The organism is Mobiluncus sp. (assembly GCF_034180645.1).
Lineage (GTDB): Bacteria > Actinomycetota > Actinomycetes > Actinomycetales > Actinomycetaceae > Mobiluncus.
On the sequence record NZ_JAXFNY010000016.1, the window covers coordinates 1 to 20,491 of the forward strand.

The following is a 20,491-nucleotide window of genomic DNA, read 5'->3' on the forward strand; positions in this document are numbered from 1 at the left end:
CCCCCCCCCCCCCCCCCGCCACACGTTATTAAAATGAACCATTCTCGAAGGATTTCACAACGAGGAGCGATCGGCTTTCGCAGTTGGTGCGGGCCAGAATCTGAGACACATAGTCTCGCACCGTGTTTTCTTTGAGACCGAGCTTCTTGGCAATCGCCTTATTCGACAACCCTTCAATCAAAAGCTGATAGACCTTTCGGAGTTGTTTCGGAAGACCATTTACTGACTGAATAAAGGTTTCGTCATATACGGTCTGCAAAGGCTGGGCTCGCATAATATCCATCAATGCCTCCGCCGGATTCTGACTCAAAACGGACTCCCCGCGCGAAACACGCCGTAAATCTTGGACAATCTCCGTTATCGGCGTATCCTTAGTGATAAACCCGACAGCTCCAGCTTTTATGGCTTCCATAACTGAAGGTCTCCGCCCGAAAGAGGTAAAGACCAAAACCTTAATCTCCGGGTGCTCACGCGCCAACCACGTGGTTGCCTCGATGCCATCGACTGTTGGCATGTCCACGTCCATCAGCACAACGTCAACAGTGTATTTATTCACCAGCTCCAATACCTCATGTCCATTCTTAGCGGTGGACACCACCTCTATATCTTGAAATGCACTCAAAGTTTCGGGAATAAGGTTACGCACCAAATCATCGTCATCAGCCAAGAGCACACGCAAAGGTCGCCCTAAAGCATCCGAGTTTGGTTTCAGTTCGTTTTCCATACCTGTTTACCTCGTTTTCTTAGCTTCCTCGAAACTGAGAAGTACGCACTATCGGGATTAACGCCAAAATCATCCACAGTTTCCCATTTGATGAATAGTTCAGACGACCGCCCCGTTCCGACAACAATGCGGCAAGGTGTCCCAGTCCTTGCCTGGAACTCATTGTTTGGTTCACTGCCACATTCTGGGAAACCTGGTTCGTGGAAACCACCTGTAAGGCTTCATCAGTAAAATCACCTTCGATCCGTGCAAAGGTACCTTTTTCAGCATATTTGACGAGGTTGGTGGCAATTTCGCCGATAAAAATCTGGAGAATACCTAGTGATGTCTGGTCGAGAGTCTCTTCCACCTTATCTGGCAGTATGACCGTTAATTCTATGTCACAAGTTCCAGCCAATGAACGGGCATTTCCAACAGTTTCGCTCAGAGATATCACTTCACCGCTAGTAGATTCCCCTTTCTTAAGTCCGCCAATCATCTCTCTAAGGTGCTTCATGGCCTGGCGTGACTCCGAAACAATCATCTCGATTTTTCGCTTGTTTTCGCTTTCATTGGAATTCAGAAGCCCATCACAAAGCATGACCACATGAGACAATTCCGCCACTGACTTGTCGTGTAAAGTGCTGGCAAGATTCTCACGTACCAATCCGATTGCACGTTCCTTGTCTCTTTGGGTTTCTTGAAGTTTCAGCCTAGCCTCTTCAACGGATTCCTCACGCGTTCTTAGAATCCACCCGATAAGAGCCGCAAAGAGAAGAGCAAACACATCGAAAGTTATTACACTAAGGAAATTTACCTTGGGATTGTATCCAAATAAATCTGTGACAATAATTAAAAGACCACCGTTCACGGCAAGCCAATAATATTCTGTAAAAACAAAGTAGCCAATGAGTAGATAGACAAAGAGAGACACAGCACCGACCGCCCAAGGAAGTGGAAGCATGGAGGCTATGCACTGGAAAACTATGAAGGTCAATCCAAACAGTCCCGGCCGCCAGGCAGTTAGTACCAGCAAAATAATGCCTGCAACTTCAAGAACCCAAGTGTGCCAGGTGAACCATACCGAGCCTCCAAGAAAGTCCCCTAAATCCATGCCAAGTGCAGCAACTGCACAGAGCACCACAGAAATCGGCCACAGACCGAGTCTGGTAAGAAAGTTGCGTTTTAACGGCACACGGCAATTTTAGAGCATCATGCCTAGCATTTTCCTAGTATTTTGAGGTGCCAAGGGCATGGTTTGTACAACATCGTGGATTTGCCAACATAAATCGGCTGACTCACTAGTGCATCATCCAGACCACGCAGATGTACACCAAATGGTGGCTCCGACATGGGCACCACCCCAAAAGTCAGAGCACTAGCAAAGGTAACAAGAGCAATTTTACTTAGCACGGCTTTCTCCTTCATCAATCAGTCTCAATCCCACTAATGTGGGCTGGCAAACACGTTAGCGAATGAGGCAGCCTGAGAACACCCACAAAAGTACGTGGTTAACCCCCAAGTTAAGTTCAAATAACATAGGCTGCAGTTACTTTTCGGGGACTAACTGAAGGATAAATATCATAAAAACCAAGGTGACTCGGAGGACGGTACTGTAACCCCCTACGATTAGCTCCCCGTTTCGTATGTTTGCCCTGGTGTATTTCCCATCTCGTCGCAAAAAAGCCGCGGGGAAATATATTGAGCTGATTTATGACCCTCTGACAATGGCTTCGACGATAATCCTAACAGGCACATTCACTGTTGGAGTCTGGAAAAACATCAAAAAATGAAACGTTTCTGCCACAGTTACAAAAGCTCGTCCGCCTAGGATAAAAACGCGCCGGCCCAAGCTAGCCACACACCTTTCCTGGTCAATCAGACCGTATTCCAGCGCCTTTCTATGAATCCCGTCTACAGAATACTAATATGCATTTTATTACCTTTATGGTAAGTTTTTATATATGAACAGGAATCGGGGGCCTATAACTAAACCGCGTCGAGGTGGTTTACCAACCGCAATCGCACAGGCTCCTTTGCGCACGGTTCGCCCCGCACAGCTAAGCGCGATATACGCAAACCCCAGCAAGGAACTACTGCGACTGTATCGCCAGAAACTTGTGTATCGCTTGGGTTGCGGAGCCTATATCGGCATACCTGACGCACAAGTTGGAATCGCATGGCAACCTAGTACCGTTGAGGCTGCAATGGCTTATGCCGCCAGTGTATTCGGTGAAGACGTTCCTATACTGGCTGGTATCGGTGCCGCGCGCTGGTGGGGGTTGATTCCTCGCGAAATGGGAATCTGCCCAATTCTTGTGCCGCGTCAACACCGCAATGTGACGCTCACGGGCGGGATTCACGTATGTTTTTCTATCAGCCGTTATCATCTCCAGGATACTGAACTCGTTACCTGCCAGCTGGGTCAATTTCGGGCGCAAACTCGGGAACAAACCTTGCTGGATTTGGTATCACGCCCCGAATGGGGGCAGGCTCCCTCCGAAGCCATCAACCCCGCCAAGGCACTCCTAGGACAGGTGAACACCCAGAAAGTCGCAAAATTAGCCAGAAAACAACAGCTCCAGTCCACCTGGGATCAGTTCTTTGAAAACTACAACGAAAAGGGGTGAGAAGATTGGCTGCCAGATTCCCCGCACCGCGCTTCTGAACAGTGGTCATCTAGAGGCACAGCCTCAGTCCAACCAATCCCAACCAAACCTAACCAAGGCTAAACACAGCCAAAAAATCACGTGGCTCCACGCTATCAAAGCGTGAAGCCACGTTTCTGGCAAGTCACAATTAGCTCGAGCTGCCTTTTCGCGGCTCCAACACCTGGTCAATCAGACCATACTCCAGCGCCTGGGGAGCCGTGAGAATCTTATCCCGGTCAATGTCCTCGTGCATTTGCTCCACGCTGCGGTTGGAATGCTTCGACAGCGTTTCCTCCAGCCAGGCCCGCATCCGGTCAATTTCCTCAGCAATAATCGCCAAATCGGTGGCCTGACCCTGAGCGCCCTGAATGGCCGGCTGGTGAATCAGTACCCGCGCGTTGGGCAGCGCCAGACGCTTGCCCGGAGCACCCCCCGCCAGCAGCACCGCCGCCGCGGAGGCCGCCTGACCCAAGCAAACCGTCTGAATCTCGGGCTTGATGTATTGCATCGTGTCATAAATCGCCGTCATCGCGGTAAAAGACCCGCCCGGAGAGTTGATGTACATGGTAATGAGCGAATCGGGATCCTGGCTTTCCAGCACCAGCAACTGCGCCATCACGTCATCGGCGGAAGCGTCGTCGACCTGGTTACCCAGGAACACAATCCGATCCTCAAACAGTTTCGCATAAGGGTCCTGGCGCTTGTAGCCGTAAGCCGTGCGTTCCTCGAAGGTCGGCAGGATATAGCGCGCGCTGGGCAACGCCGGAGCCGCCCCCGCGGGGACAGACGCATTCGCGGGCGAAACCGCAGCAAACCCTGCCCCGGACATGCCTAAATCACCTTGATAATGCCTCATTACTCCCCCTTCTTCGAGCTCTGCACCGCGGCCGCGTTCTCTACCACCGCGTCAATAAAGCCGTATTCCAAGGCTTCCTGAGCGGTAAACCAGTGGTCACGATCCGCGTCCCTGGTGATTTCTTCCAGCGTGTGACCGGTGCGCTCGGCGGTAATCTGAGCGAGTTCCTGCTTCATCGCCAGAATCAAATCCGCATTAATCCGCACTTCGGAGGCGGTTCCTTGGACACCGCCAAGAGGCTGGTGCATGAGGATGCGGGCGTGCGGAGTCGCGAAACGCTTGCCTTTCGTCCCGGCCGTCAACAGAAACTGCCCCATCGAGGCCGCCATTCCCATCGCCACGGTCACCACGTCAGGTTTCACGTACTGCATGGTGTCATAGATAGCCATGCCCGCGGTGACGGAGCCGCCGGGTGAATTGATATAGAGGTAGATGTCAGAATCCGGGTCCTCGGCCGCCAACAGCAGCATCTGGGCGCAAATCGCATTGGCATTTTCCTGGCTGACCTCATCGCCCAGCCAAATGATGCGCTCTTTGAGTAAGCGCTTGTAAATAAACCCACCCGTGGGTACATCGGGCGTTTCTTCGTCGCGATTAACTACGGTCACGTTTCCTCCTCGCTTGGTTCACTTAACCCTAACGGAAAACCGTGCGTCCTTCGCGCTTCATTCCCCCTGTTTCGCTATGGGCTAATCCCGATTCTGCTCAAACGCGTCCCCTAGCGGTGTCGGTCGGTTTCTTTCGTATTTTTTCACAAGTCTCCCCCGGCGGATTTTCCCTCACCTCGCCCGTGCGGGGGTGTCAGTTGATAGCGCAAGGCGGGTTCCGGTCAGTACCGAAACCCGCCTTGCGCTCAAGAGTTACTCGTCTGCGGTGTCCTGTTTTGCCGGAGCCTTCTTGGCTGGGGCTTTCTTGGCCGCTGCTTTCTTTGCCGGAGCCTTCTTTGCCGGCTTTTCCTCAGAGTCCTCGTATTCTGCCGACTCCTCGCCGATGAATTCCTTCAGGTCCACAACCTTGCCGTTCGTGTCCTTGACCTCGACCTCTCCGAGGGCCGAGGCGATGGACTTGTTACGAGCGATTTCTTGGATAAATGCCGGAATCCGGTTGTTCTGTTCCGCGTTTTGCAGCAGCATGGAGGGGTCCATGCCGTAAGCCTGCGCGGTCTGGAGTACAAACTCCAACAGTTCCTGCTGAGACACGTTCATCTTGCGTTCTTCGGCCAAAGCGTCCAGGATAATCTGTACTTTCAGATCCTGCTCGACAGCTTCCTGAGCTTTCTGTTTATCTTCCTCGCTGGCGTCCTCGCCAATCTGCGCCGCGACAGCCTCATCCAACACCCCTTGCGGCAACGGGAATTCCAGCTCATCGCGCAGCTTTTCGACCAGCTTGTCGCGAGCCGACATAGCCTGTCCGGCGCGAGCCTGACGATCCACGTTTTCCGCAAGTTCCTGCTTCAGTTCATCGATGGTGTCGTGTTCGGAAACCATCATGGCGAACTCATCGTCGGCTTCCGGCAAGACCTGTTCCTTCACGGAATCCACGGTGACGGTAACCTGAGCGGTCTCTCCCCCGTGCGGCCCAGACTTCAGTTGAGTTTCAAATGTCTTAGTTGCTCCGGCTTTCAAACCCTTCAAAGCCTCATCCAGGCCCTCGACTAAACCACCGGCACCAACGTGATAGGAGGTCTGGTTCAGGGAATCGACCTCTTTGCCGTCAATCTCGCTCTTAAGGTCCAGGGTGACGAAGTCGTCCTGCTTAACGGCGCGCTCCACGGTTTTCAGAGTCGCGAAGCGACGACGCAGGTTATCCAACTCGGTGTCCAGGGCTTTCGGGTCGTCTTTAATCGCGTCTACTTCCAAGCTGAGCTTTGAAAAGTCCGGCAGCTTGACCTCGGGACGCACTTCCACTTCCACCGTAAACTTCAAATCGCCGCCGGCTTCGCCCTCAATGTTGGGGGTATCGGTCACGTCCACGTCAGGCTGACCCATCGGAGCAATCTTATGTTCCTGCACAGCCTGGCCGTAGTATTCCGGCAGCGCGTGATTGACCGCGTCCTCAATGACCGCGCCGCGGCCGATGTAGGATTCCAGCACGCGAGCCGGGACGTGTCCGCGGCGGAAACCGGGAATGTTGACCTGTTTGGCGTATTCCTTGAAAACCTTGTCCATCTCGGGCTTGAATTCCTCGTAGGGAACCTCGATTGCCAACTTGACCTTTGTGGGGTTGAGGTTTTCAACAGTGCTCTTCACTTTGTCTCCAAAATCGTTTGTTCTTGCGGTCTGCCGGCCAGTCCGGTCCGCTTGGTTTTCATAAGCCCCTAAATCTTACGACATTAGCCCCTTTTTCTGAAACTTAGGGCCGGTACGGGCGAGGATTTAATAGAGGCGGATTTCAGCGGTTCGTGCCGCGCGCCATGAGGCTGATTCCCAACCAATCGGGGCTCACGTGAGAGGAGGACATAACCCGCAGACCAGCGGTTTTCGCGGCCTCCTCGACGAACTGAGTATCCACCGAGTTTGGCTTACCGGACACGGGAGTCATGACCCAAATCAGCCCGCCATCGTCGAGGTTTCCAGAGGCGTCAACTAATAAATCCGCCAAATCATCGACTTCGCCATCTTCGGCGCGCCACCAAATTAGCGCCCCGTCAGAGACATCCCCGTAATCTTCATCGACCAGTTCGTTTCCGAGGAAGTCCTCGATGGCGCGACGTAGTGTCTCATCGACGTCATCGTCATAATAAAATTCTTGGACAATCGATCCCTTTTTGAAACCAAGACCAGGCTGAGATTTGTTTGCGCGATCCTTTTGAGATTGTTCCGCGTGGGCGGAAGCATTGTTCGTCATAGTTTCAGGATATATGAAACCGAGCCTCCGTGGGGAATTTACACCGAATTTTCCCCGCACTGGCAACGTTAGCAACCCTGAGAAAGGGCTCACACGACCTTGTGCAGATACTTCACCGGAGCGCCAACACCCGCCCAACGGTACGGTTCCAGCTCCTCGTCCCACGCGCGCCCCAAAGCTAAGTCCAGCTCACGGCGCATTTGCAAGGGATTATCCGCGTGTTCCAACGCCGCCAAGATTCTGCCTTCCGGCACCACCACGTTGCCCACGCTATCGGTTTGGGCATAGAAAATTCCCAATTCCGGAGTGTGGGACCAGCGTCCGCCGTCCGTGCCGGGAGCCGCGTCCTCAGTCACTTCATAGCGCAAGTGCTCCCACCCGCGCAGGGCTGAAGCCAACTTGGCGCCGGTTCCGGCCATGCCTACCCAAGAAAATTCGGCGCGAAAAAACGTCGGGTCAGCTTCTTGGACGGTCCAATCCAAACTGACTTCGGTGTTCAAAACCGTCCCCGCCGCCCACTCAATATGGGGACACAACGCCCTGGGCGCCGTGTGAATAAACAGGACACCTCGCGTGTATTGGTTCATGGTTACCTCCTGTTGTGCTTGAGTTGAGCCACAGCTCAACGGGCCGGTATTGCGGCTTCCCCTCCGAACACCGAATCACAACGAGGTAACTTATGTTTCTATTATGCGCTAAACCGGTGGCAGTTGCACGCCTATCCGGGGTCTACCAACCCATTTTGCGAATTTGCTGCAGCGCTTCCTTGCGGTATTTGCGTTCCAACCTGTCCAGGTACAGGTGTCCCTCCAGGTGGTCGCATTCGTGCTGTAGGCAGCGCCCCATCAGTTCTTCACCCTCAACCACCAGCGGTTTTCCGTCCAGGTCGATGCCTTCAACGCGGGCATACCAGGCGCGTTTCGTCGGATAAAACAGCCCCGGTACACTCAGGCAGCCCTCATCGCCATCCTGGAATTCATCTTCGCTCGTGGCGACCAGTTTGGGGTTCAAAACGTAGCCGACTTCCCCGTCAATGTTCCAGGAAAACGCCCGCAGGCTGACCCCGATTTGGTTCGCTGCCAACCCGGCGCGACCGTCCTCGTCTACGTTCTCTAACAGATCCTCGACCAGCTGCTTCACGCCGGGGTCGCGCGGGTCTGTAATCCAGTCACAAGGGGTGCGCAGCACGGGATCCCCCACCACGCGTATCTCACGAAATGCCATGTTGACCTCTCTTTGCCGCCGCCCGGGCGCCTAGTTTTGATCCTTTTCCCACTGATCGGGCTCGCCAATCAGCTCGGTGGAGCTGAGGGAGAAAGCTGTTTTCGCAGCCTCGTTCGAGATGGCCTGCAACAGTTCCTCCACACAAGTCTCCGGGGAGGTTTCCACAGTTGTGCCCTCGCGGCGCTGGCGAATCTCGACTTTGCCCTCAGCTAATCCCTTGCCCACTACCAGCGCAAAAGGCATTCCCAACAACTCTGCGTCCTTGAACTTCACCCCTGCGGAGGCCTTCGGGCGATCGTCATACAGTACTTGGATACCGGCTGCGTCGAGTTCACGCGCGAGCTTTTCGGCAGTGGCAAAAATCTCTGGGTCTTTGCCGGTGGCCAGTAGGTGAACCTGGAACGGAGCGATATTGAGCGGCCACATCAGCCCCTTATCGTCGTGGTTTGCTTCGGCAATGGCCGCCACCAGACGCGACACGCCAATCCCGTAAGAGCCCATCGTCACGACTTGTGCCTTACCGTTTTCGTCCAGCACGCTCAGCCCCAGAGCCTGGGCGTACTTGCGTCCCAGCGCGAAGATGTGACCAATTTCGATGCCGCGCTCCAATGTCAATGGCCCCGAACCATCAGGAGCCGGGTCGCCCTCCAAGACTTCCGCGGCCTCAATAGTGCCATCTGCCGTAAAATCACGCCCGCACACCAGGTTGAACACGTGCATTCCGGCTTGGTTGGCTCCCGTCACCCAGCGTGTGCCCGGAACAATTCGCGGATCGATTAGGTAGCGCGGGGAACCGACAGGATTGCCGTCAGCGTCCGTAGTGCGTTTCGGTGAGTTCGGGCCGATGACCTGCGGGCCGATGTAGCCGGGAACCAAATCTGGGTAGGCCTCAAGGTCTTTGGCCTCCGCCATACGCACGTCAGCGGGAGACAGGCTCGCCTCCAAGCGTTTCATGTCAACCTCGCGGTTGCCGGGGACCCCGATAACCAGGACTTCTTTGTGCCCGTCAGGATAGTCGGCGACCACCACCACATTTTTCAGCGTGTCGCTAGCTTCCCAAGGCCGGTCCGAGCGCGGATAGAGTTTGTTCGCCTGGTCCACCAACGTTTCAATCGTGGTGGAGTCCGGGGTCGGCCGTACTTCCGCTGCGGGGGCATCGTCATAAGGGAGGGGTTCAGGAGCGATGGTGGTGACGGCCTCCGCGTTGGCGGCGTAGCCTCCGGGGGACTTCACGAACGTGTCCTCACCAACAGCGCAGGGGAACAGGAATTCTTCGGAGGCGGAACCACCCATCGGGCCGCTCAAAGCGTGACAAATGACGTAATCCAGCCCGATACGGGTAAAGACCCGCCGGTAAGCTCCGCGGTGCAGGGCGTAAGAATGCTCCAGCCCCTGATCCGTGAGGTCAAAGGAATAGGAGTCTTTCATCACGAACTCGCGACCCCGAATGATTCCCGCGCGCGGACGAGCCTCATCGCGGTACTTTTCCTTCATCTGGTACAGAATGACCGGCAGGTCTTTGTACGAGGTGTACAGGTCCTTTACCGCGAGGGTAAACATTTCTTCGTGGGTGGGGGCCAGCAGGTAATCCCCGTCTTTGCGGTCTTTGAGTTTGAACAGCGAAGGGCCGAACTCTTCCCAGCGGTTCGTTGCCACGTAGGGTTCGCTGGACAGCAGCATCGGGAACTGCAATTCTTGTCCCCCAATGCGGTCCATCTCTTCACGCACGATGTTTTCCACGCGCCGCAAAGTTTTCAACCCCAACGGTAGCCAGGTGTAAATCCCTGGCGCGGCGCGGCGAATATAGCCCGCCCGCACCAGTAACTTGTGGGACTCCACTTCGGCTTCTACCGGGTCTTCACGCAGGGTGCGGACAAAGAAAGAGGACATTTTTGTAAGCATTCCTCAACTTTACCGCGAAACCAGCCCAAAGATTAAAACCAACCCGACCTCGGGATTTGCCCGCCAGATAGTAACATTTGGGCCACGGGCAGGGGTTAGTGACGCGACGCATGTAAATCCCGGCGATGCCAGAACAGGTTTTCTTCTGTGTCTCGATCGGTGGCGCGCAACAGGGCTTGCCACACCGCGAGAGGATCCGCGCCGCGTTCTAACGCCTGGAGCGCGGTCATGCCCCATTCTGTCAGTACTTGGTCGCTGGCCAGAGTTTCGCCCAAACCGTGCGGAAACACCTCGGAGAGCGCTTGCTTAAACTGAGAGCGCGTCATGCCGCGCTGCACCGGACCGCCCTGGAATTGAGGCATCAGGAAATCGGGGCGCAGTCGATGCTGTCTAGCAGCTCATCGGGCACCAGCTCGGGGACCACCACGCCCTCGACCACAGCTATCCGATCCGCGACTTCATGGAGTACGAAAGAAACCGGCGCGTCCAACGCATAACAGATGGAGGCCAGCAACTCGCTGGAGGCTTCCTTCTGACCGCGTTCCACCTCGGACAGGTAACCCAACGACACGCGCGCCTTCGCTGAAACATCACGCAAAGTCAGGCCGCGAGTTTGGCGCAGTTGACGCAAAACCTCCCCGAGCTCGCGCCGCAAAACTGGCGTGGAGGCTTTAGCAACTGGAGAAATCTGCATCATGGAATCAGAATACCGCTTATTAGGTAGGCTTCGCACCCCCGCACGATTCGCCGGCCTGACCGAACGCTCCGGACTAATCCCCGGACGCAGCGCGTAAGGCAACTTCATGTTGGCAAAGGTTTCTTTTTGGTTCATCACACTCAGTTTAACCGACTTTGTCAGGATTTTATTCCCGGAAATCTCATCCCCAGGACTGATTGCCGCTCCCAGCACAACACCTAGGGAACGCGGCTAATGTTCCTCAGCCGGGTGCAAGGCCTGGCGCACATAGTCAATACCGGTGAAAACCGTAATGACTACGACCACGACGGACAGGATTATCGCCACGATGCGCACCACCGGCCACGCCGCGGGAACCAGGGCTTCCCACGGAATCAACAGCAGTAAAATCAACGCCATCTGGGTCACGGTCTTAAGTTTTCCGCCGCGGCTGGCGGGCATGACCCGCCCCCGGCGTGCCAAAACCAGACGCATCAGGGTAATCCCCAGTTCCCGCACCAAAACGGGGACAGTCACCGCCCAAAACACCGGCCAGTGCAGACTCAGCAGCACAAATGCGCTGAGTACCAGGGCTTTATCAGCGATAGGATCGGCGAGTTTACCGAAATCAGTAATCAGGTTCAGTTTTCGCGCCAGGGTCCCGTCCAGCTTGTCGGTCGCGGAGGCCACGGCGAACACCACGAAGGCCCACACTTGTGCCTTCACCCCCGGCACCAGCATCAACCAAATAAATACCGGCACCAAAATCAGGCGGATAACCGTCAGCACATTGGCGATGTTAAAGTTCGGGGGCGCGGGCGGCTGCGGCGCTTCCTGCGGGTTTGTGGTCATGAATCCATCCTAGTCAGAACGGCAAAGGCTCGGTGTCGTCCGAATCGTATAATTCCTGGCGGCCCACCTGGGCTGCCGGGGTCGCCGGGTCGGGTCCATCGGAAAATGTCGGCGTGGGGTCGAGCGGGCGGGTGTCAGCGTCGTCGGGTTCCGGGGCCTGTGCCGGAGGCTCCCCGTCTGCAGAGTCGTCAAAAGGTTCCCCGGTATCGTATTCCGGTTCCTCCCCGTCCGGCGGGAGGTCCGGCACAGCCTCGGTTTCTCCGCGCAGCATGGCCAGGACACCGGGCAGTTCCTCGTTCGTAACCAGGACTTCGCGCGGTTTGGAGCCTTCCGAGGGTCCCACGACCCCGTAAGTTTCGAGGATGTCCATCAACCGACCAGCTTTGGCGAATCCTTTGCGCAGTTTGCGTTGAATCATCGAAGTGGAACCGAACTGGGTGGAAACCACCAGTTCGGCGGCGGCCAGCACATCGTCTAGGTCATCGCCGATTTCTTCGGGAACCTTGGCTTCCTCGCTGTTCTGTTCGCTGGTGACACCTTCGCGATACACGGGTTCCATCTGTGCCTTGACGTGGGCGACGACCCGGGTGATTTCTCCCTCCGAGACCCAGGCTCCCTGCACCCGCTGGGGCTTGGATTCGCCGCTGGGCAGGTAGAGGGCATCGCCCTGACCGATGAGTTTTTCCGCCCCGGACTGGTCCAAAATCACGCGGGAATCCTGGTTCGAGGAAGTCGCGAAAGCGAGTCGAGAGGGCACGTTAGCTTTGATAATGCCCGTGACCACGTCCACGGAGGGACGCTGCGTCGCCAACACCAGGTGGATTCCCGCCGCGCGACCCAGCTGGGTGATGCGTTGAATGGAGGCTTCCACGTCCCGCGGTGCAATCATCATCAAATCGGCCAGCTCGTCCACCACGACCAGCAGGTAAGGCATCCATTCGGGCTCGAAACGCGACTCGGGTAGCTTTTGTACCTTGCCGGCGCGCAGCGCCTGATTGAAATCGTCAACGTGACGGTATCCGTAGTTCGACAGGGTGTCGTAGCGCATATCCATCTCGTTGACGCACCATTCCAGCGCCGCCGCGGCTTTCTTTGCCGAGGTAATAATGGGCGTGACCAGGTGAGGAATCCCGGCGTAGGCGGTGAGTTCCACCCGTTTCGGATCGACCAAAATGAGCCGGACCTGTTCCGGGGTGGCTCGCATCATGATGGAGGTAATCATCGAGTTAATGAACGAAGATTTACCCGACCCGGTCGCCCCGGCGACCAGCAGGTGCGGGGTCTTGGCAATGTTTGTCAGGACGTAGTCGCCTTCCACGTCCTTGCCGACCCCGGTGACCAGCGGATGCGTGAGGCGCGAGGCCACTTCGGAACGCAGCACGTCACCGAGGTAAACGTTTTCGCGGTCCGCGTTGGGGATTTCAATCCCAATCGCAGATTTCCCTGGAATGGGAGACAAAATCCGCACTTCCGGGGACGCCACCGCGTAGGCTATGTCCTTGGACAACCCCTCGACCTTCGAGACTTTTTCTCCCGGACCGAGTGTGACTTCGTACTGGGTCACCGTCGGCCCGCGTGAAAAACCGGTAACCTCAGCCGCGACCCCAAATTGCTGAAAGACGTTGGTCAGGGACTCGATAACGCGGTCGTTGGCCGGGGAACGTTTCACGTGTTCAGGCCCGACTTTCAACAGGTCAAGGGAGGGCAGGTGGTAGTCGATGTCGTGTCCCAAGCCGGTGTGGACCCGCTCCGGCAGAGTGTCCTGAGTTTTGGCAGACGGTTCGGGCTGCGGTGTCGCCTCGGCCGGTTTACTTTCGGCCTTATGTCGTCCCCCGCGTTTCCGAGAAGGCAGTAGTTCGGTGGCTCCGGTCGCGGGCGGTTCCGGGAGGGTCTGTGTCGCGACAGGGTCTGTGGACTGAGCGGTCAAGGTCGAGTCCGACTCCATGACCTTGGTTTCTTCCGCATCGGATTGGGGGCGACGGCGTTTCCACGGCATCCGCGAAGGAGTCATGACTTCAGTAGCACCGCTGAGGTCCACGACCTCCGACTCTTCATCGCTGAGGTCGTGACCTGGAGCCAGTCGGGCAAAACGCTGCCGAATCAGCGTCACCAGGGTCGCTGCAGGAATTCCCCCGGTGATGAGGACTCCAATCAGCATCATGATTATCAGCAGCGGGAATGCTCCCCACGGCGAAAACAGCACGCCGATAGGATGACCGAAAAACCAGCCCAGCAGACCTCCGGCCGTCATAATCTCGGGAAAACCGGTGGAGGGCCAGGGTAAGCCCTTCGCCACATGCACCATTCCCGCCAGCGCTCCCAAGATAACCAAAAGCCCCACCAGAATCCGGGTTTCCTGTGCGCCGCGAAGCGCGGCGACTTCCGCAGCTTCGGCCTCGGTGACACCGTCATTGTCCGGGTCGGGGAGGAAACGACCCCGCAGGAACAAACGCACGGCGAGAAACCCTAAACCAATGGGCAAAATAACCGCAAACACACCGAAAACTCCCGCGAAAGTCACATGAATCACGTTCCCGGCCGTGCCGGAAAGGCCGAACCATTCCCGCAGAGCTACCAAAATCCCTAGTGCAATGAGGCACAGCCCCAAAATGTCTCGTTTGACCTGGGGGTCCAAAGTGGGGCGAGCCGGCTCGGGTCGATTGCCCGGTCGAGTTGTTTTTCGATTGCCGCGCCCAGCCCCGCGTTTCGACGGGTTGGTTTTAGCTTGTGTTTTGGTCGCACTCATAGCGTTTTTAGGCTATCCGCTCGGGAACCTTTTTTGGCACTCCCACGCCGAAAAAGGTGGGATTATAGACGAGAGTTCGCAGCCAGGAAGTTATCGATTTGGGAAGCCGTGGGAATTAGGTAGTAACCCCGCCGCCCCATCGCCAGCGAGGCGGCCGCGTTCGCCCGCTCACAAGCCTGGTCCAGCGGTAGCCCCATCATCAGCGAGGCCAGCAGGACCCCGGTATGGGCCTCTCCAGCTCCAGTTGTGTCCACCAAGTCAGTAGGGTAGGCGGGCACTCCTCGCGGCATCTGTCCCGCGAATTCCTGAATCGCAGCCCCGTTTGGTCCATCACGCAGCACCAAAATCGTCTCTGGTTTCACGTAACGGCGCAGCACCTCAGCAATGGGACCGCGTCCCAAGCGCATCCGCACTGTCTCAGTCTGGTGCTTGTTCAATGTCAACAAATCCGCCCTGGCCAGGATTTTTACCATCACGTCCAGGTCGACTTCCCCGACCAGCGGACCCCCCGCTACCGCCAGGAACAGATTGTTCGGCAGCTGTTCAATCCAGTTCGTGAGAATCTCGGCTAGCTGTGGATAAGCCAGGTCGTTGAGGCTGGCAAAAACATAATCATTGTCCCGCAGAATTATCCCCGCCAGGTCGCGCGGGTCGGGCTCAATTTCTACACCGGGGGACGTAATGACGCTGCGCACCCCTTCGGAGTCTATGGCCGCTATCCGCAACCCGATATCCCCCACGATTTCGTGGGAAAGCACGGAAATCCCTTCTCTGCCTAAGGAGTGCCGGGCCTGAATCGAGTTCGGGCCGGTTCCCAGGGGGGCCGTCACGCAGGCGGCGACACCTTGCCGTGCCACGGTGGCGACCACAAAGAAACCTCCGGCCACGACCGCCCCTTCCAGGATGGAGGCACGGACTTCGGCACCCTGATTGGGCAGGTGGTCAACCCGCAAGGGTAGTTCCAGGTTGATTGATTGAGTGGAAATGAAACGAGCCACGGCGATTCTCCCTGAGCTAGTCAGCTTCCAGCACTAGGGGCACAATCATGGGTGCGCGCTTCAACCGCTTGGACACCCAACGGCCCAGGGTGCGGCGGGCGACCCGCTCCATGTCCCGCACGCTGGCTTGTCCGTCGGCCGCAGCCGCGCTCAACGCGTCAGCAATGGCCGGCTCAATATCCCGAAACACGTCATCGTTTTCCGCCACGCCGCGGGCGATGACGGTCGGACCAGCGAGGATAGTCCCCGTACTCATCTCCATCACCACGTAAACCGCCACAAACCCCTCTTGGGCCAGCACGCGGCGGTCATAAAGTTCGGACTCCCCAATCTCCCCGATAGAGGTACCGTCCACATAGATGAAGTCACACGGCACCTGGCCCACAATCTGGGCCTCACCGTTCTTGACTTCCACGCACACCCCGTCCTCAGCAAGCATGACGTGGCGCGGATCGACCCCGGTTTTCACGGCGTGTTTCCCGTTGGCGACCAAGTGGCGAATCTCGCCGTGAATGGGCATCACGTTCTTTGGCTTCACGATGTTGTAGGCATAGAGCAGTTCGCCCGTGGCGGCGTGACCGGACACGTGAACCTTCGAATTACCCTTGTGCACGACTTGCGCACCCAGACGAATGAGCTGGTTGATGACGCGCCCCACCGAGTTTTCGTTGCCGGGAATCAAGGAGGACGCCAGCACCACCGTGTCGCCCTGGCCGATAGAAATTGTCCGATGAGTGCAGTTGGCAATCCGCGACAGGGCGGCCATCGGTTCGCCCTGCGAGCCAGTAGCCATATAAACGCGGCGTTCGGGGGGCAGGGAATTGACGTCCTTGAGATCAATCAGTACCCCGTCCGGCACGGTCATATAACCGGCCTCCGCGGCGATGGTCATATTGCGTTCCATAGACCGCCCCACCAGGGCGACCTTGCGGTTGGATTTCGCGGCGGCGTTCAACACCTGCTGCACCCGGTGGACGTGGGAGGCAAACGATGCCACGACAATCTGGCCGGTAGCGTGGTGGAATACGTCCTCGAGGACGGGTCCGATTTCCCGTTCGGAGGCAATAAAGCCCGGGACCTCAGCATTCGTGGAGTCTACACAGAACAGGTCGACCCCGGCCTCCCCCCAGCGCGCGAAAGCACGCAGGTCGGTAATGCGCCCGTCCAGGGGCAACTGGTCCATCTTAAAGTCCCCGGTAATCAGCGCGGAGCCGGCTTTCGTGCGCACCATGACCGCCAAGGCGTCGGGAATCGAGTGGTTTACAGCACAAAACTCCAGATGGAACGGTCCCAAGTCGAGCCGCTCGCCCTCTGCTTTGACCCGCAGGTTCGTGGTTGACAAGCGGTGTTCCAAAAGTTTCGGTTCCACGAGCGCTATCGTCAGGTGCGAACCGTAGACGGGAATATCCTCGCGCAGTTTCAACAGGTAGGGCACCGCTCCGATGTGATCCTCGTGCCCGTGGGTCAGCACCACGCCCACCACGTCATCCATTCGGTCTTGAATATAGGTGAAATCCGGCAAAATCAGGTCCACCCCGGGCTGAATCTCTTCGGGAAACAGCACCCCGCAATCCACAATGAGGATTTTGCCTTCGGTTTCCAAAACAGTCATGTTGCGGCCGACTTCGCCCAAGCCGCCCAAGGGCACCAATCGCAAGACATCGGGTTGGGCCGGGCCGGGCTGTGGCAGCTGAAAAATATCTTCACTCACCCCCCTATCTTAGCGGTTTGCCCCTCCCCCAGGCGTACCCACCCGCCCAGGAGCGCAGGCCGCGGGAACGAAAGTCCGCTCGACCCTTGTGATGGGTGGGAGGAAACGGGAATAGGAACGGGAAAGAGGAAAGCCGTGCCTAGAGCCCCAGCAGCGGCTCCAAGCCGACGGTGAGACCGGGGAAAGTGGCGACTTTGCGCAGCCCCAGCAACACTCCGGGCATGAAGGACACGCGGTCAAAGCAATCGGTGCGCACCACCAGTTGCTCACCGGGGTTACCGAAAAGGATCTCCTCATGGGCGTACAAGCCGCGCAAACGCACGGCGTGGACCGGCACGCCCGCGATTTTTCCGCCGCGCGTCCCGTGTGGATCCGATTCGGTGTGATCCGGGAAGGCGGGAGCACCGGTGGCCTCGCGCGCCGCGGCGATACCTTTCGCGGTGGCGATGGCGGTGCCGGAAGGGGCGTCGAGTTTGTCAGGGTGGTGCATTTCGAGGATTTCCACGGATTCAAAGTACGGGGCTGCCGCGGCCGCAAACTTCATAGCCAACACGGCGGAAATGGCAAAATTGGGGGCAATCAGCACGGAACGGTCAGCGTCCTGGGCGGCTTGGCGAACCCGTGCGTAGGCGTCATCGCTCCAGCCGGTCGTGCCGACCACCACGTGCGTTTCGGCTTGCAGAGCCGCCATCACGTTGGCTTCCGCGCTGGCCGGAATGGTGAAATCGACCGCGTGTGTGGCCTGGGCACGGCGCAACCCGGCGGTGATGTCATCGTCACGGTCCAGTTGGGCGACCAGTTCCATATCCGGCGCTGCGCTGACCGCAGCGCAGACTTGGCTGCCCATGCGACCTTTGGCCCCGATTACCGCGACTTTCAACATTTCCGCTTCCTCCCTTTTTGTGGCGTGGCGTCAGGCCGCGCCGGTTATTCTTGCAGCAGTCCTTGGCTCACCAGAGCCCGACAGATATCGGCGATTTCGGTCTCGCTGGGTTCGACCAGCGGCAGACGCGGACGCGGGGACTCAATCAGCCCCAAGGCGTAAACGGCCTGTTTTGCGTAAGTCGCCCCCTGACCAGCGCCCATAATGGCACGATTCGATGGCTCCAGCGCCGCATCCAATTCCCGCGCGCGGGCCAGGTCGCCAGCGGCAACGGCATCCAGCAGGGCTGAAATCCGTTTGCCTTCCACGTGTCCCACTACCGAAATGACTCCGGAAGCGCCGCCTGCCATAAAGAAAAAGTTTAGAGCGTCGTCGCCGCTGTACCATTCCAATCCGGTGCGCCGCATAGCCTGGATACCCGCGCTCACGTTGCCGGTCGCGTCTTTCACGCCCCGCACGCGCTCCAGTCGGGCCAGCCGGTCCATCGTCTCGGGGGCAATGTGCACCCCGGTACGACCGGGAATGTCATAGACCAGAATGGGCAGGTCACTTTCCTCGTGAACCGCCTGGAAGTGGGCGACAATGCCGTCTTGGGAGGGCCGATTGTAGTAGGGCGCGGTCACCAGCAGTCCATCGGCACCGTTCTGAGCGGCCGAGCGCACCATCGCGACCGTGTGGGCCGTATCGTTGGAACTGACCCCGGCGATGACTTTGATGTCTGGGCCTACCGCACGCCGTACAGTTTGCAACAGCTGGGCTTTTTCGTCCAAGTGCGTGGCGGGCGCTTCCCCCGTGGTGCCGGAAACCAAGATGGCATCGCAGCCGGAGTCCACCAGGTGCTTCGCCAAGCGAGCGGCGGATTCGTAATCCACCGAACCATCCGCATGAAAAGGAGTCACCATCGCTACTGAAAAACGCCCAAAAGTACTCATGCAGTCATCTTAAGCGCTTTGTTCACATGATGGAAGCTACGTCCGCCATGTGGACGCGGGGTTTGACGGAACCGCCGGGGACAGTTTTATTCCCCCGGCCCCAATCGCACCTCGATGGTGGCACGTTTCGCCAGTTCAGCCGCCCAATCCCGCACTTGTGCAGCGGTGACGGCCTGCATCTGGTCCAGCTTCGTGGCCAGCGGGATATAGGCCCCGCGCAAGATTTCGGCATGAGCCAGGCGATTGGCACGCACGGTGTTATCCTCCAAACTCAGCAAGGTGGCGCCGCGCAGTTGCCCTTTGGCTCGGGCTAGCTCGTCCGCGGGGATTGGGTTGGTGGCGATTTCCTCCAGCTCGGCACGCAGCAGCGCCGCTACTTCATCCACATTCGCCGGATTGCAGGTCGCGGTCACCCCGAAACTGCCCGCGTCCCGGTGCGACGAGTTGAACGCGTAGGTGGTGTAGGCCAGACCGCGTTTTTCCCGGATATTTTGGAACAGACGCGAACTCATTCCCCCGCCCAGCACGGTGTTCAGCACATTCATGACGGGCATATTCGCGTCCGCTACCCCCGGTCCTGGTCCGCCAATAATGATGCGGCTTTGTTCAAACTTTCCTGCGATTTGGAACACCCCGGATTCTGGTTTCCATGCGCCCTGACCAGCCGCGTTGAGACTGTTCCCGCAACGGTCGGCGGGGCTGCCCAGCGGGACGGCTGCCACAGTGTTGAAGTCTAAAGCGGGCTGGGCCGGGTCGGGGCCGGATTGCCACTGCGGCCACGGGGAATCGGGACGGCACAAAGACCCCGCCACCAGTTCACACACCTGGTCATGGCTGACGTCTCCCGCGGCCGCCACCACCAGGCGATCCGGGGCATATCCGGCCTGGTAGTGAGCCACTATTGCCTCCAGGGTGTCGGCTTTTACCGATTCAATCGTGCCGCCAATGGGACGCCCCAGTGGATGCGCCGGAAAAACCCGGCGGGTAAATTCGTCAAAAGCCTGTTCGCTGGGGTTATCCAGCGCCATCGTCAGCTCGTCGAGGATGATGCCACGTTCCATCTCAAAATCGGCAGCATTGAGCAAGGGCGCGCACAGCATATCCATCAAAACATCAATGGCCATGGGCACGTCCTCGCCCAAAACTTCGGCATAGTAGTGGGTGCATTCCCGGCCGGTAGCGGCGTTGGAATCACCTCCCACCGCGTCAAATTCCATCGCTATCTGGTGGGCGGTGCGCCGCGGGGTTCCTTTAAATAAGAGGTGTTCCAGGAAGTGCGTGGAGCCCCGCGCCCCCTCAATCTCGTCACGAGAGCCGCGCGCGACCCACAGTGCCACGGTAGCGGCACGGGTGCCCAGCATATGCTCGGTGATAACCCGCGTTCCTCCGGGCAAAATCGTGCGACGAATGGCCCCGTCCTCCAGGGTCACATCCGCCCCGGGAACACCTGCAGGCAGCGCTGGCAGCGGACACGCAACAGGTTTCAAATCAGTCATAGTTACCCAATCTT

The 20,491-nt window shown here is 57.7% G+C and carries 19 protein-coding genes; 1 reads left to right on the forward strand and 18 read right to left on the reverse strand.

What is annotated here, in order from left to right:
- Positions 1 to 28: 28 nt before the first annotated feature.
- Positions 29 to 724 carry a response regulator transcription factor gene (locus SPI05_RS06865; RefSeq protein WP_321077321.1) on the reverse strand — a complete coding sequence of 232 codons (696 nt, stop codon included), beginning with the start codon at positions 722 to 724 and terminating at the stop codon, positions 29 to 31.
- Positions 725 to 743: 19 nt separating this feature from the next.
- Positions 744 to 1,898, reverse strand: a complete 1,155-nt coding sequence (locus SPI05_RS06870; protein WP_321077323.1) for a histidine kinase — start codon at positions 1,896 to 1,898, stop codon at positions 744 to 746.
- A gap of 769 nt (positions 1,899 to 2,667) precedes the next feature.
- Between SPI05_RS06870 and SPI05_RS06875 the strand changes: the two genes are divergently transcribed.
- Positions 2,668 to 3,333, forward strand: a complete 666-nt coding sequence (locus SPI05_RS06875; protein ID WP_321077324.1) for a type IV toxin-antitoxin system AbiEi family antitoxin — start codon at positions 2,668 to 2,670, stop codon at positions 3,331 to 3,333.
- Positions 3,334 to 3,502: 169 nt separating this feature from the next.
- Here SPI05_RS06875 and SPI05_RS06880 read toward each other — a convergent pair whose 3' ends face one another.
- From SPI05_RS06880 to SPI05_RS06955, 16 genes are all read right to left on the reverse strand, one after another.
- Positions 3,503 to 4,183 (reverse strand): ATP-dependent Clp protease proteolytic subunit, encoded by a 681-nt coding sequence (locus tag SPI05_RS06880; RefSeq protein WP_414601977.1) that lies wholly within the window; start codon positions 4,181 to 4,183, stop codon positions 3,503 to 3,505.
- Between the two features lie 26 nt (positions 4,184 to 4,209).
- On the reverse strand, positions 4,210 to 4,818 hold the full coding sequence (locus tag SPI05_RS06885; RefSeq protein WP_321077328.1) for an ATP-dependent Clp protease proteolytic subunit: 609 nt from the start codon (positions 4,816 to 4,818) through the stop codon (positions 4,210 to 4,212).
- A gap of 252 nt (positions 4,819 to 5,070) precedes the next feature.
- Complete coding sequence (gene tig / locus SPI05_RS06890; RefSeq protein WP_321077329.1) at positions 5,071 to 6,459, reverse strand: trigger factor; 1,389 nt, start codon at positions 6,457 to 6,459, stop codon at positions 5,071 to 5,073.
- 142 nt (positions 6,460 to 6,601) lie between these two features.
- Positions 6,602 to 7,057, reverse strand: coding sequence for a DUF3052 domain-containing protein (locus tag SPI05_RS06895; RefSeq protein WP_295028016.1), 456 nt, complete (start codon positions 7,055 to 7,057; stop codon positions 6,602 to 6,604).
- A gap of 89 nt (positions 7,058 to 7,146) precedes the next feature.
- Entirely contained in the window at positions 7,147 to 7,644 is a 498-nt protein-coding gene (locus SPI05_RS06900; protein ID WP_297724341.1) for a DUF3145 domain-containing protein, read from the reverse strand.
- Between the two features lie 142 nt (positions 7,645 to 7,786).
- Positions 7,787 to 8,281 (reverse strand): peptide deformylase, encoded by a 495-nt coding sequence (gene def, locus SPI05_RS06905; protein WP_296181571.1) that lies wholly within the window; start codon positions 8,279 to 8,281, stop codon positions 7,787 to 7,789.
- 30 nt (positions 8,282 to 8,311) lie between these two features.
- The gene (locus SPI05_RS06910) at positions 8,312 to 10,183 is read right to left on the reverse strand and encodes a proline--tRNA ligase (RefSeq protein ID WP_321077334.1); all 1,872 of its coding nucleotides are present in this window, start codon (positions 10,181 to 10,183) and stop codon (positions 8,312 to 8,314) included.
- Between the two features lie 95 nt (positions 10,184 to 10,278).
- Positions 10,279 to 10,545, reverse strand: coding sequence for a DUF3046 domain-containing protein (locus SPI05_RS06915; RefSeq protein ID WP_295028023.1), 267 nt, complete (start codon positions 10,543 to 10,545; stop codon positions 10,279 to 10,281).
- Positions 10,545 to 10,880: a helix-turn-helix domain-containing protein gene (locus SPI05_RS06920; RefSeq protein ID WP_282922641.1), complete on the reverse strand. Its 336-nt coding sequence runs from the start codon at positions 10,878 to 10,880 to the stop codon at positions 10,545 to 10,547. The genes SPI05_RS06915 and SPI05_RS06920 overlap by 1 nt, the downstream gene beginning before the upstream one ends.
- A gap of 231 nt (positions 10,881 to 11,111) precedes the next feature.
- The gene (gene pgsA / locus SPI05_RS06925; protein ID WP_321077335.1) at positions 11,112 to 11,711 is read right to left on the reverse strand and encodes a CDP-diacylglycerol--glycerol-3-phosphate 3-phosphatidyltransferase; all 600 of its coding nucleotides are present in this window, start codon (positions 11,709 to 11,711) and stop codon (positions 11,112 to 11,114) included.
- Positions 11,712 to 11,724: 13 nt separating this feature from the next.
- Positions 11,725 to 14,457, reverse strand: a complete 2,733-nt coding sequence (locus SPI05_RS06930; RefSeq protein ID WP_321077337.1) for a DNA translocase FtsK — start codon at positions 14,455 to 14,457, stop codon at positions 11,725 to 11,727.
- 62 nt (positions 14,458 to 14,519) lie between these two features.
- Positions 14,520 to 15,455 carry a PfkB family carbohydrate kinase gene (locus SPI05_RS06935; protein ID WP_321077338.1) on the reverse strand — a complete coding sequence of 312 codons (936 nt, stop codon included), beginning with the start codon at positions 15,453 to 15,455 and terminating at the stop codon, positions 14,520 to 14,522.
- 16 nt (positions 15,456 to 15,471) lie between these two features.
- Complete coding sequence (locus SPI05_RS06940; RefSeq protein ID WP_321077339.1) at positions 15,472 to 17,166, reverse strand: ribonuclease J; 1,695 nt, start codon at positions 17,164 to 17,166, stop codon at positions 15,472 to 15,474.
- A 139-nt stretch (positions 17,167 to 17,305) separates the two neighbouring features.
- Complete coding sequence (gene dapB, locus SPI05_RS06945; RefSeq protein ID WP_321077340.1) at positions 17,306 to 18,049, reverse strand: 4-hydroxy-tetrahydrodipicolinate reductase; 744 nt, start codon at positions 18,047 to 18,049, stop codon at positions 17,306 to 17,308.
- 44 nt (positions 18,050 to 18,093) lie between these two features.
- Positions 18,094 to 18,981: a 4-hydroxy-tetrahydrodipicolinate synthase gene (gene dapA / locus SPI05_RS06950; protein ID WP_321077342.1), complete on the reverse strand. Its 888-nt coding sequence runs from the start codon at positions 18,979 to 18,981 to the stop codon at positions 18,094 to 18,096.
- 86 nt (positions 18,982 to 19,067) lie between these two features.
- Positions 19,068 to 20,477, reverse strand: a complete 1,410-nt coding sequence (locus SPI05_RS06955) for a pitrilysin family protein (RefSeq protein WP_321077344.1) — start codon at positions 20,475 to 20,477, stop codon at positions 19,068 to 19,070.
- Positions 20,478 to 20,491: the final 14 nt, after the last annotated feature.